18 protein-coding genes are annotated in these 12,357 nt (G+C 35.0%); 9 read left to right on the top strand and 9 right to left on the bottom strand.

Annotated elements, in window-relative coordinates; genetic code table 11:
* Positions 1-29 precede the first annotated feature (29 nt).
* The 8 genes from LQV47_RS12055 to LQV47_RS12020 all read right to left on the bottom strand — a co-directional run bounded on the left by LQV47_RS12055 (position 30) and on the right by LQV47_RS12020 (position 6,089).
* A complete protein-coding gene (locus tag LQV47_RS12055; protein ID WP_230037174.1) occupies positions 30-377 on the bottom strand; it encodes a nuclear transport factor 2 family protein in 348 nt (115 codons plus the stop codon).
* A gap of 96 nt (positions 378-473) precedes the next feature.
* Entirely contained in the window at positions 474-1,022 is a 549-nt protein-coding gene (locus tag LQV47_RS12050; RefSeq protein WP_230037172.1) for an L-threonylcarbamoyladenylate synthase, read from the bottom strand.
* 350 nt (positions 1,023-1,372) lie between these two features.
* On the bottom strand, positions 1,373-1,801 hold the full coding sequence (gene tnpA / locus LQV47_RS12045) for an IS200/IS605 family transposase (RefSeq protein WP_230037170.1): 429 nt from the start codon (positions 1,799-1,801) through the stop codon (positions 1,373-1,375).
* A gap of 610 nt (positions 1,802-2,411) precedes the next feature.
* A complete protein-coding gene (locus LQV47_RS12040; protein ID WP_230037168.1) occupies positions 2,412-2,924 on the bottom strand; it encodes a DinB family protein in 513 nt (170 codons plus the stop codon).
* Positions 2,925-3,002: 78 nt separating this feature from the next.
* Complete coding sequence (locus tag LQV47_RS12035; protein WP_230037166.1) at positions 3,003-3,449, bottom strand: GNAT family N-acetyltransferase; 447 nt, start codon at positions 3,447-3,449, stop codon at positions 3,003-3,005.
* Between the two features lie 72 nt (positions 3,450-3,521).
* Complete coding sequence (locus LQV47_RS12030) at positions 3,522-4,661, bottom strand: cystathionine gamma-synthase (protein ID WP_047492187.1); 1,140 nt, start codon at positions 4,659-4,661, stop codon at positions 3,522-3,524.
* An 88-nt stretch (positions 4,662-4,749) separates the two neighbouring features.
* Positions 4,750-5,073: a gliding motility protein GldC gene (gene gldC, locus LQV47_RS12025; protein ID WP_123857252.1), complete on the bottom strand. Its 324-nt coding sequence runs from the start codon at positions 5,071-5,073 to the stop codon at positions 4,750-4,752.
* Positions 5,074-5,105: 32 nt separating this feature from the next.
* Positions 5,106-6,089, bottom strand: a complete 984-nt coding sequence (locus LQV47_RS12020) for a gliding motility protein GldB (RefSeq protein WP_230037164.1) — start codon at positions 6,087-6,089, stop codon at positions 5,106-5,108.
* A gap of 51 nt (positions 6,090-6,140) precedes the next feature.
* On the opposite strand from LQV47_RS12020, the gene LQV47_RS12015 reads away from it, so the two are divergent.
* The 8 genes from LQV47_RS12015 (at position 6,141) to LQV47_RS11980 (ending at position 10,564) form a co-directional block, all read left to right on the top strand.
* Positions 6,141-6,779, top strand: a complete 639-nt coding sequence (locus LQV47_RS12015; protein ID WP_230037162.1) for a leucine-rich repeat domain-containing protein — start codon at positions 6,141-6,143, stop codon at positions 6,777-6,779.
* Between the two features lie 9 nt (positions 6,780-6,788).
* Positions 6,789-7,310 (top strand): GNAT family N-acetyltransferase, encoded by a 522-nt coding sequence (locus LQV47_RS12010; protein ID WP_230037160.1) that lies wholly within the window; start codon positions 6,789-6,791, stop codon positions 7,308-7,310.
* A gap of 7 nt (positions 7,311-7,317) precedes the next feature.
* Positions 7,318-7,848, top strand: a complete 531-nt coding sequence (locus LQV47_RS12005) for an N-acetyltransferase (protein ID WP_230037158.1) — start codon at positions 7,318-7,320, stop codon at positions 7,846-7,848.
* Positions 7,849-7,860: 12 nt separating this feature from the next.
* Positions 7,861-8,655, top strand: a complete 795-nt coding sequence (nadE, locus tag LQV47_RS12000; protein ID WP_230037156.1) for an NAD(+) synthase — start codon at positions 7,861-7,863, stop codon at positions 8,653-8,655.
* Between the two features lie 29 nt (positions 8,656-8,684).
* Positions 8,685-9,200, top strand: a complete 516-nt coding sequence (locus LQV47_RS11995; protein ID WP_230037154.1) for a ribonuclease domain-containing protein — start codon at positions 8,685-8,687, stop codon at positions 9,198-9,200.
* Positions 9,201-9,255: 55 nt separating this feature from the next.
* On the top strand, positions 9,256-9,564 hold the full coding sequence (locus LQV47_RS11990; RefSeq protein ID WP_230037152.1) for a GIY-YIG nuclease family protein: 309 nt from the start codon (positions 9,256-9,258) through the stop codon (positions 9,562-9,564).
* 62 nt (positions 9,565-9,626) lie between these two features.
* A complete protein-coding gene (locus tag LQV47_RS11985) occupies positions 9,627-10,250 on the top strand; it encodes a Zn-dependent protease (protein ID WP_230037150.1) in 624 nt (207 codons plus the stop codon).
* On the top strand, positions 10,247-10,564 hold the full coding sequence (locus LQV47_RS11980) for a barstar family protein (protein WP_230037148.1): 318 nt from the start codon (positions 10,247-10,249) through the stop codon (positions 10,562-10,564). Before LQV47_RS11985 ends, LQV47_RS11980 begins: the two co-directional genes overlap by 4 nt.
* Positions 10,565-10,714: 150 nt before the next feature.
* Here the strand turns inward: LQV47_RS11980 and LQV47_RS11975 are convergent, their stop codons facing one another.
* Positions 10,715-11,197, bottom strand: coding sequence for a cytidine deaminase (locus tag LQV47_RS11975; protein ID WP_230037146.1), 483 nt, complete (start codon positions 11,195-11,197; stop codon positions 10,715-10,717).
* Between the two features lie 100 nt (positions 11,198-11,297).
* Here LQV47_RS11975 and namA point away from each other — a divergent pair, with 100 nt between their 5' ends.
* Positions 11,298-12,350 (top strand): NADPH dehydrogenase NamA, encoded by a 1,053-nt coding sequence (namA, locus tag LQV47_RS11970; RefSeq protein WP_230037144.1) that lies wholly within the window; start codon positions 11,298-11,300, stop codon positions 12,348-12,350.
* Positions 12,351-12,357: the final 7 nt, after the last annotated feature.

Raw genomic sequence — 12,357 nt, 5'->3', positions numbered from 1 at the left:
ATAGCGTCAAGTTGTACTCATATCACCCATTAATCATAATGAGCATACATTTTATTAATTTTTCCTTCTTCATTAAAAAACATGACTTCAACAGCCTGTTTGTCCATAATAGATTTGTAGAATAATGCCACAGAATCAACTCCTGCAGTAGATTGTATCAGCTCAAAGTGAAGATCAGGAAACTTTTCCAGGGCCTTCCTCCAGTAATCACGAACGGCTTGTTTTCCCTGTAAAGAGCTTTCCTTTCCTCCTGTAGCCATAGAAATCATTGGTGTTGTGATTTCAATATCTTCAGAATAATGAGATAGAATAGCTTCTAAATCATGAGAATTCCAGACATGTATCCACTCCCGGGCAAAATCTTTATGGTTTATCATATATTGTAATGAGTTGGAATTTTGCAAAGATAGAACTAAAAAAAGAAATCCTGCTGATATGAACAGACAAGACTCTAAAATAGACATCAATACTTTTTATTCACGAAGAACTTTGATTCGGTTGTCACTCCATATTTTGATCACCGAAGATCCTGAATATTTTGAAACTTTATCTCTGTCTTCTTCCACTGCATAATCTACAAGACTGATCATCTCATCTGAAATATCTGAAAACTTCAACGGACTTTTCTCACCACTAAAATTAGCTGAGGTAGAAACCAATGGTTTATTCAGTTTTGTAATTAGTTTTTTACAAAAGTCATTTTTTACCAATCTTATACCAATACTGCCGTCTTCGGCAAGTAATTCTTTGGGCAGTCCGCGGGGATTTTCATAAACAATGGTAACGGGTTTTTCACTAAGATCAATAATTTCCCATGCCATTTCCGGAACATCCACCAGGTCCTGAAGCCTTTTTTCAGACTCCACCAGAATGATCATGGATTTATTTTTTTCACGCTTCTTAATGTCAAAAATTTTATTGATAGCCTCTATATTGGTAGCATCACAACCAATTCCCCAAATAGTATCTGTAGGATACAGAATTGTTCCGCCGGATTTTAATATTTCGATAATATGTTCCATAATGGTATTGAATTCAAAACAGTCTATAAAGGTAGAGAATCTGGGAATTTCGGGCAAAGAATTGAGGAATAAATGATATTGTATTTTAATTTTTTTAGGTTTCGGCTAAAGCCAATGGAAGATTTTTAATGAAACAACGGGTTAAAGCCTAGTGATGGTCGGAAGAAAATCCGAGCACGACTAGACTTTAGCCCGTTCCTATTGATGATTGTATGTTTTATATTAATGATGTATGATTATACATGTAAATATATGCTTTCAAAATAATTATGCGTTATGTTCTTAATTCAATAGAAATGGGCTTTAGCCCATTTTAACAAAGAATAGGTGCATTTGGCTTTAGCCCAAACCTATTTTTTAAAATTATATTTTTCAATGAATTCCAGATACTCTTCAGTAAAACTCTTTTTCTGATGATGTCTTTCCTGATTTTTAATATAATTTCTTACCTGATCTACCATTGATTCGGAAATGGAAACTGCAAAATATTCATCCTGCCATGAAAACTTATCTTTTGTAAACTTATTTTTATTGATCCAATAAGAAGATTCTCCTTTTATTAATTGGGCTATTTTTTCAATATTTTGATCTGAACCTAAAGAAATAAGACAGTGACAATGGTCTGAATATCCATTGATCATATCTAAAAATATTCCTTTTTGTGTAGCATATTCTTTGATATGTTTCCATACTTTTATTCTTACATCAAAGGTATTAAGAAAGGGATCTCTATTTTTTGTAGAGAAAACAAGATGAATGAAAATTTTGATAAAGGACATTTGTGTTGTTTTAACCAAAAATAATATTTTTTTATTAAGTTTCGGCTAAAGCCAATGGAATATTTTTTAATAAAAAACGGGCTAAAGCCCCGTTCCTATTGATGATCTATGCGTTTTAATTAATAATGTAAGATTGAATTATACAAATATGTATTTTCAAAAATTATTATACGTCATTTGTTAAATTTAATAGAAATAGATTTTATTGCTATAGAAGATTAATCTGGTTTATATAGACAATATTCAACCAACAATACGGATATAGTTTTAAGAGAAGGATCTCTATTTTTTGTAGAGAAAACAAGATGAATGAAAATTTTGATAAAAGACATTTGTGTTGTTTTAACCAAAAATAATATTTTTTTATTAAGTTTCGGCTAAAGCCAATGGAATATTTTTTAATAAAAAAACGGGCTAAAGCCCGTTCCTATTGATGATTGTATGTTTTATATTAATGATGTATGATTATACATGTAAATATATGCTTTCAAAATAATTATGCGTTATGTTCTTAATTCAATAGAAATGGGCTTTAGCCCATTTAACAAAGGATATGTGCATTGGCTTTAGCCCAAACTTATATCTTCGACAATAAAACTCTAATGTATCATTACATCCATCCCAATTTAGATAAATATCTTTCCTCAATAATATTCAAATGGTGATAGTTGTGTCCAACGATCAATTTTCCAATGGTTTCTACTGAAATTTCGTTGCCATTAGCAATCCCTTTGTTTTGTAAAACGGAGGGACTGAGACTTTCTAATAAGATCTGAGAAGATTTTCTTACCAGTTTATATTCTTCCAGCAGAGACTCTAATGTTCTTTCATCTGCAAAAGAGTTATTGGCATATTCATTTTCATCAAATCCCGGAAGATTATTTTTGTCACCTCTTGCAAAAGCCAATATTCGGTATTGAAAAACTCTTTCGGTATCTGATAGATGTAATAGAAGCCCTTTCAATGTCCATTTCCCTTCAGCATAGGCAAATCTGGATTGTTCTTCCGTAAGATTGGAATAAATTCCTATTGTTTTCTCTTCTGATATTTTTAATTCAGCTAATAAATCCCCTGTTGGGACCTGATCTAAATATCTTTGAATATATTTCTGAAAATCTGTCATATTTTTAATTTTTTTACGTTAGATAGATTTTGTAATGCTGTGAGGTCGCACGCTATACATCGTACATTATACAAAAAATCATGAATTGCTCCACTCATAGAAATTGACGGAGTCATACAATTCAAAACCACAGGCAGGGTATAATTGATTTCCGATATCATTACTTTTACCTGTTTCCAGTAATATACCACAGGCTTTTGATGATCTGCATAGGTCTTTAGATGCTTCGATCAGTGCTTTAGAATATCCTTTTCCTCTGTGATTTTCATTGACGTATAAGTCATTCAGCAGCCAGTAACGCTGCATTCTCGTGGATGAAAATAGGGGGTATAATTGTACAAAACCTGTCAGTTCTCCATTCTTTTCTGCAACAAAAATTTCAGAGTCTTTATTTTCAAGTCTTTCCTGAAGAAATTTTTCGGCTGAAGGAATATCTGATTCTTTATGATAAAAAATCCGGTACTGGTCAAATAATGCCGCTAATTGAATGAGGTCGTTAACGACCGCTTTTCTTATATTTTTCATAGATATTTGGTGATCATAGGTGAAATAAAAAGGAGTATTTAAATGATAAACACTCCTTTTTACTATTGTATATTAAGAAAAAGCTTTCTCCAGATCTGCAATAAGGTCTTCAGCATCTTCAATACCAACGCTTAAACGAACTAAGTCATCTGTAATTCCTAATTCAGCACGTTTTTCTGCCGGAATAGAAGCGTGAGTCATTAAAGCCGGGTGATTGGCTAAAGATTCTACACCACCTAAAGATTCAGCTAATGTAAATACTCTTACTTTCTCTAAAAACTTGATGGCATCTTCTTTTTTTCCGGATTTGAAAGTAAATGATACCATTCCTCCCGATTCTTTCATCTGAGATTTTGCAAGCTCATACTGTGGGTGAGATTCTAATCCAGGGTAGATTACTTTATCTACAGCAGGATGGGTTTCAAGGTATTTTGCTACCGCAAGCCCGTTGTCAGAATGTCTCTGCATTCTTAATGCTAAAGTCTTAATCCCTCTCAATACAAGATAAGAATCATGAGGTCCTAAAATACCGCCGCTTGCAAACTGAATAAAGTGAAGTTTTTCTCCCAATTCAGCATCTTTAGCAATCAGTGCACCTGCAATTACGTCAGAATGTCCTCCTAAATATTTTGTAGCAGAATGCATCACAATATCAGCTCCTAAATCAATTGGTCTTTGGATGTAAGGCGTAGCAAAAGTATTGTCTACAGCTACTAAAATATCTTTTCCCTTAGCAATTTCTACTACGGCTTTGATATCTACCAACTTCATCAATGGATTCGTTGGCGTTTCTACCCAGATTAATTTTGTTTTATCAGTAATTACGTCAGCAATTTTAGAAACATCATCAAAGTTCACGAAAGTAAACTTCAGTTGATATTTTTCAAAAAGTCTTGTAAACATTCTGTAGGTTCCACCGTAAAGATCATCTACAGCAATAACTTCATCGCCTGGATTTAATAATTTTAAAACACAGTCGATAGCAGCAAGACCTGACCCGAAAGCGAGTCCTCTCGCTCCATTCTCAATACTTGCCAAAGAGTCTTCCAATGCCTGTCTTGTAGGGTTGGCAGCCCTTGAATATTCATATCCGGAATGTACTCCCGGGCTTTTCTGTGCAAAGGTAGACGTTAAAAATACAGGTACATTTACAGAACCTGTTGCAGATTCATGATGCTGCCCTCCGTGAATTACTTTTGTATTAAAATTCATATTTATATAATTTGATATTTTGAATGGATTATTTGAAAATGAAAGGGTGTTTACCATCATTTCAAATGATCCCATTTCCAAATTGTTGTTATTTTATTGCTGACTTTACTGCAAATTCTTCTGCAATTTCTTCCATCCACTGCGCTACATCTTCCTCTCCGGTAGCTCTCTGATAGGTACTTCCTAAAGAAACTAAGATCTGGTGGATAAACATTTTCATTTGATCTACAGGCATTTCTTTTGTCCAAAGGTCTATTCTTAAAGCTTCCATTGCTTTATCATCCCACACAGAGATCATGGTTGCTTTAGTTTCTTCTTTCTCCACTCCGCCATCCTGTGCATTCCATGTTATATTTTCAGGAATGTGGTTTTCATCCAGCTCTACATCTATCGTAATCTGAGTCTTTCTCATTTTTTCTATTTTTCTAAATTCTAAATTTTCTATTATTTAAGTTTCGGTTTATAACCGGACTGATTGAAGATTGTTGTCGCGTCCATTTTCAGGAAGGCCGTCAGCTTCGTTTCAGGTTTTTCTTTAAGATAAGCTTTACAAATCTGCCACCCTGTAAAAATTCCAATTTGTGGTGAAGATTCATTATCAATTTCTGTATAAAATTTGGAGAAAGGTCCCGGAGCAATAAAACGTTCTCCTAATCTTGGATCGTCTCCAAAGAGCAGATTGCTTTCCACAAAATAATTCCAGATATTGGCTTCATTTACCTTAGCCCATTCATACTGTTTCTGGGTATAATTCATTTTCAGGTAATCAGGGAAATCCGGTAAGAAAGCATCCTGAAGAGTCATTACCTTTCCGTTCAGGATCACCTGGTCAATAAATTTCTGGTGATCCGGAGATTCTGTAACAATATTTTCAGCAAATAACTGTGAAACCTTAGGAACAATATTCTGAGGGTTCATCGATTTCTGGAAATAAAGCTCCAATCCTTTATAATGAGCATTGCCGTCACCCATAAAACCTGTAATATCTATAAACAGGAGATTCCCTTTTTCATCATAAAAAATAGGGTCCTGTACCATCTGTAATGCGGATGAGAAAAGATATACTTTAGGACTTTTGAACTGTGGAAAATAATACTTGATATGTGAAAATAAATCCTGCAGTTCTTTCTGAAGTTTTACCCCATCAATTTTTCCAATCGCTTCTTTATAGATTTTTATTTCTTCAGCATCAGCTCTTCTTTTCTGAAAGTCAGCATCTGAAACACTTCCCTGAAACCAGGGAAACTTAGCTTTAAACTGCTTCAGCGGAGTATCCGGATTGTAAAATTCTTTTGAAATATCCGTTACTTCAACTTTTTCAGCGGTATTTTTTATCTCTACCTTCCATAGATTTTCCGGTTCTTTTTTGCAGGAATCCAATCCCAGAACTAAAACAGAAGAAAGCGCAATCAATCTAAAAATCTTCATTATTTTTACATGAAATTAAGTGTACAAAAATAAGGATTAAAAAGACAATTAATGATGAAAATTAAAATATTTACAGCACTATGCTTTATTTGGGGATTTTCTTTTTTCCACGGCCAAAAGCTTGAGTTTAAAGATAAAAACTTTGAAAAAGCAGTTCTTGAAAATTTTGACCTGAATAAGAACGGAATACTGGAGAAAACTGAAACAGGCTTGATCACAAACTTATTTTTAGTTCAGAAAGGAATTACATCAGCGGAGGATTTACGTTTTTTTGAACATGTAAAAATGATTATTCTGGATGATAATGTTATTTCCAATATAGCCATAAGCAATATGGACAAGCTGGAACTGTTCTCATGCACAGGATGTAAGATTACTTCTTTCACAGCAGAAAATCTGAAAAGTATGACCTCGCTGTATCTGGACAATAATCTTTTGGAAACGATTTCATTAAAAGGCACTCCAAAAATTGATCAATTAACATTATCTTTAAATCAATTAAAAACGATCGATTTGACCCCATTTAAAAAATTAAGAAAGTTAAATCTTGAACATAATAAACTCCAAAAACTGGATATTTCGGAAAATGTTGATCTGCAGACGGTGAACGTTGGCGGAAATAAGATGAAAGAAGCAGATATAAAGAAGGGACTGAAAACCAATATTACTATTTTTGGAACCGAACAATAAACTGATGATATGAGAATAGAGACCGACCGACTGATTTTAAGACGACTTGAGGATACTGATTGTGAACGGATGTTTATTTTGCATTCTGATCCTGAAGTGATGAAATATCTTGAAAAGCCTATAACACATATTCAGGAGTCAAAAGATATGATAAAAATGATTCAGAAGCAGTATGAAGAAAATGGAGTGGGAAGACTTGCCGTTATTGAAAAAGAAAGTGGACTGATGATAGGCTGGAGCGGGCTGAAATTATTAACAGAACCTATCAATAACCATGTCAATACGCTGGATCTTGGATATCGTTTCATTCCTGAATTCTGGGGGAAAGGTTATGCTATGGAAACAGCAAAAGCTGCTCTTCATTATGGTTTTAATGAATTGAATGCAGATTTTATTTATGCTTATGCAGATTCCGGAAATACAGGATCCAATTATATTTTAGGAAAACTGGGATTTGAACGGACCGGAGAATTTGAAGATTCTGGGGCGATCTGTTTTTGGTATAAACTGAAACGTGAACAATATATTTAATAATAGTATGACCATACGCAAGGAGGAAGAAAAAGACCATAAAAAAGTATTTCAGCTTATAGAAGAAGCTTTCAGGAATATGGAGCATAGTGATCATCAGGAACATTTTCTTGTTGAGAAATTAAGAAAATCTGATGCTTTTATCCCTGAACTGTCATTGGTAGCAGAAAATGAACATGGTGAGATTACCGGCCATATTCTTTTTACAAAAATTAAAATAGATAATGGCTCAGAATCTTATGAATCGCTGGCATTAGCTCCTGTTTCAGTAAAGCCCGAGTTTCAGAATAAAGGAGTGGGCGGCAAGCTTATTCTTCAGGGACATTCGATAGCCAGAGCACTAGGATATTCTTCAATTATACTTATCGGCCATGAAAATTATTATCCAAAGTTTGGTTACGAAAAAACCAGTAAATTTGGGATCACTTTTCCGTTTGAAATTCCGGAAGAAAACGGAATGGCTATTGAATTGACAGAGAACGGATTAAAAAATAAAAAAGGGATGGTGAAATACCCTAAAGAATTTGGAATAGATTAAAAAATATAAGCAATGCAGACACAAAAAGTGATAGATCATATTGTAAGCTGGTTAAAAGATTATGCAACAAAGGCTAAAGTAAACGGTTATGTATTAGGCGTTTCCGGAGGTGTGGATTCCGGAGTGGTTTCTACACTGGCGGCGATGACCGGCCTGAAAACCTTATTGATCGAAATGCCCATCCGCCAAAAAGCGGATCAGGTAGATAGAGCAAGGGAACATATGAATGATTTGAAATCAAGATTCCCGAATGTAGAAGTGATGTCTGTGGATCTTACGCCTGCATTTGAAGAGCTTTATAAAACTTTTGATGTAAAGGATGATTTATATCCTAATGAAAAATTAGCTTTTGCCAATACAAGATCCCGTTTAAGAATGCTTACCCTTTATTATTATGGGCAGCTCAATGGGCTTTTAGTATGCGGCACAGGAAATAAAGTTGAAGATTTCGGAATCGGATTTTATACAAAATACGGAGATGGTGGAGTAGATGTTTCTCCCATTGCAGACCTTTATAAAACAGAAGTTTATGCCCTTGCGAAAGGATTGAACCTTATTAAAAGTATTCAGGAAGCCATTCCTACGGATGGACTTTGGGATGTAGACCGCACAGATGAACAGCAGATTGGAGCTACGTATCCGGAACTGGAGAAAATTCAAAAAGAATATGGCACCAAAACGGCAGAAGATTACGAAGGAAGAGATAAAGAAGTTTTTTTAATCTTCGACAGAATGCATAAAGCCGCCAAACATAAAATGGACCCTATTCCAATTTGTGATATTCCGGAAGAGTGGAGAAGCGAATAAAATTATTGCATCATTAATAAAGTATTGCCATGAACAGTAAAATAAGATCAGTGTTTTTTATATGCCTGGGACTTCTTTTTGGAATGTCTGTCATGTATATTTACAATAATTTTATTGCAGATAAAAAAGACCAGGCCACTACAAAAAAAGAAACGGTAAGCTACGGAAGTACATCTGCTCAAGACGGCTACAATAACGGAACTTCACCAGCCCAGGTTTCAATTGATCAGCTGACAGAAGAAAAAACCGTTATTACCTATGTGAAACAAAACCATAGGCTACCTAATTACTATCTTACAAAAAATGAGGCCCGAAAACTGGGATGGAATCCTTCAAAAGGAAATCTTTGTGAAGTGCTTCCCGGAAAAGCTATTGGAGGAGATAAATTCGGAAACCGGGAAGGACGGTTGCCGGGTGGCGAAAAATACTTTGAAGCCGATGTCAATTATCAGTGCGGAGGTAGAAATGCAGACAGAATCATATACACAGAAAATGGAGACGTCTACCTTACTAAGAATCATTATAAGAGTTTTGACAAACAGTAAATAGTCATTGCGAGGAACGAAAGTGACGAAGCAATCTCTAAAATATGATGAAAAGATGAAAGCAGGTTTTATTTATATTATGACCAATAAAAATCATACAACTCTTTATACAGGAGTTACTTCAAACTTGCCAAAACGAGTTCAGCAACATAAAGAAGCATATTATTCCCAAAGTTTTACATCAAGATATAATTTGTATATACTCGTTTATTGGGAAGCTTTTCAGGAAATTGGAGATGCTATTTTTCGGGAAAAACAAATAAAAGCAGGTTCAAGACAGAAGAAATTGGATCTTATCAACTCTATAAATCCTGAGTGGAGGGATTTAACAGATGACATTCAAAATATTATGGATGTTTTTTGAGATTGCTTTGTCGCTTTGCTCCTCGCAATGACAGAAGTGGTTTATTTTAAATTATTGTAATTTTGAAAAATAATAATCTCTTTTATCTGCTATTGGCTTTATTCCTGATTATCTCGTGTTCGGAAAAACAGAAGATGAGGATAAATCAAGAGCAGAAACCCGCGATTACCATCCTTATACAGCCATTTAAAGATGTTAAACCTGAAAGTTTGGAAACCGTGGCAGAAGGAATTAGGGAAGTTTATCCGAATGTCAAAATGCTTGATGCTATAGATTTTCCGGAAAATACTTATTATAAAGAGAGAAACCGGTACAGGGCTGATTCAATTATTAAATTCCTGAGTAAAAGGACAAAAGACGATTTTGTGACAATAGGACTAACCTCGAAAGATATTATTGCTACCAGAGGGGAAATCAGAGACTTTGGGATTATGGGATTGGGATATACCCCCGGAAAAGCCTGTGTAGCGTCAAAATTTAGATTAAGTAAAGAAAATTCTGATGAGCAGTTTTTTAAAATAGCCATTCATGAGCTTGGCCATACGCAGGGGCTTCCACATTGCCCGGAAAAAATGTGTTTTATGAGAAGTGCAGAGGGTAAAAATCCCACCAATGAGGAAACCGGATTCTGCAAGAAATGTAAAAGTTTTTTAATCAAAAAAAATTGGAAATTCAGTTCAATATGAAGACAGTATATATAGATTTTACAGACATAGGCGATTATGAAGATTTTTATGCCCAATTAAAGGAAAAGATTCAGCTTCCTGAACATTTTGGGGATAATCTTGATGCGCTTTATGATACCATTACAGGAGACCTGGAAATGCCGCTCCACATTGAATTCGTAAATATGACAGTAGATCAGCTTGAGATTTTTGAAGATCTGCTTACCAGTTTGGAAGATGCTGAAGAAGAAGTTGAAGACTTTAGTTTCAGTTATTACCTGGAGCAATATGAAGACGAAGACGATGAGGATATAGAATCAGACGAAGAAAAATAAACGAAAATAAAAAGAGGTTGTTTCAAAAATAGAAACAGCCTCTTTTTTTGGATCTGTGATTTTACTTACCATGTGATGCAAAATTGATTGAAAAATAAAAACCTGCAGAAAACTCCACAGGCTTTATAAGTTTATTTGTGCATTTACATCCTATAAGAACGTTGAATCAAAATAAAAAGGAAGCAGATCTTTTACAGCGTGTACTTTTACCACCTCATCATTCATGCTTGAAAAATAGAGATCAATGTCTTCACTTTGCTTTGTTTCATATTCTATTAAACTCTGACGGCATGCCCCGCAAGGAGGAATCGGCGGATTATTCTCATGAAATTCTTTAGGACCTCCTACTACAAAGATCTTTTTTATTTTCACATCCGGAAAATTAGCAGCTACCCAAAAAAGAGTAGTTCTTTCGGCACAAAGCCCTGACGGAAATGCAGCATTCTCCTGATTATTGCCGGAATAGATCTCTCCATTTTCCAATAATACGGAACACCCTACCAAAAATTGGGAATAAGGTGCATAAGCGTTTTCACGAGCCGCTTTGGCTCTTGCTAATAATGTATTTTCTATATCATTCAGTTCACTGCTATTTTTAAAATATTCGTAACTGATCTGTATGTCTTTTTTCATATATTGTAGACTAAAAAAGGGGGGTAAAATTACTTCTTTTTAATGAAGTGGGCAATATTTATTCTTCTGGAGTTAATTTGAATTTTTTAAAAATGATAAAATGTTATATACACCAATACAATTCAGAAATGTAGAGTTAAAAAACCGATGGGTAATGTCACCTATGTGTATGTATTCATGTGAAAACGGAATGGCCAATGATTTTCATTTTGTACATTATGGAAGCAGAGCACAGGGAGGAACAGGACTGATTATGATAGAGGCTACAGGAGTAGAACCCCGGGGAAGGATTACCAATCATTGTATGGGAATCTGGAATGATGAGCAGGCGGGCAAACTGCAGAAAATAGTAGAATTTGTGCATACTCACTCGGAGTCTAAGATAGGAATCCAGCTGGCACATGCCGGTAGGAAAGGTTCTACATGGAACAATCATCAGATCTCCGTTGAAGAAGGCTGGGAAACGATTGCCCCGAGTCCTATTCCGTATCATCCGTCAGAAAGAATTCCGCATGTATTGTCTACTGATGAGGTGAAAGAACTGGTGTTAAACTTTAAAGAAGCAGCAAGAAGAGCTGTAAAAGCAGGTTTTGATATTATTGAACTTCATGGGGCACACGGATATCTTATCCATCAGTTTCTGTCACCACTTTCCAATATAAGAACCGATGAATATGGCGGAAGTTTTGAAAACAGGATTCGGTTTCTGATGGAAATTGTAGAGGCTGTAAATGAAGAACTGAATGAAGAAACGGCGCTTTTTGTAAGGATTTCCGGAACAGAATATGCCGAAAATGGCTGGGATATTAAAAGCAGTGTTGCTTTAGCTAAAGTTTTAAAAGAGCATTCCGTTGATCTGGTAGACGTATCAAGCGGAGGAAATATTCATGGAGCTAAAATTTCTGTTTTTGATGGCTATCAGGTTCCGTTTTCTTCACAGATAAGAAATGAGGCTGCTGTTAAAACAGGTGCTGTAGGGTTGATTACTGAAGTTAAACAGGCTGAAGAAATCCTTCAGAATGGAGATGCTGATCTTATATTTGTAGCACGGGAAATCCTTAGGAATCCATACATTGCGGTTCAGGGATCATTTGAGATGAAAGAAGACTGCTTTTTTCCTCATCAGTATACCAGGGCGAAAATATCATCATAAGTACTTG

It is taken from the genome of Chryseobacterium sp. Bi04 (genome assembly GCF_918698085.1).
In the GTDB taxonomy this organism is placed as follows: domain Bacteria; phylum Bacteroidota; class Bacteroidia; order Flavobacteriales; family Weeksellaceae; genus Chryseobacterium.
Note: the sequence above shows the minus strand (reverse complement) of the source record. Positions and strands in the feature narration are given on the sequence as shown.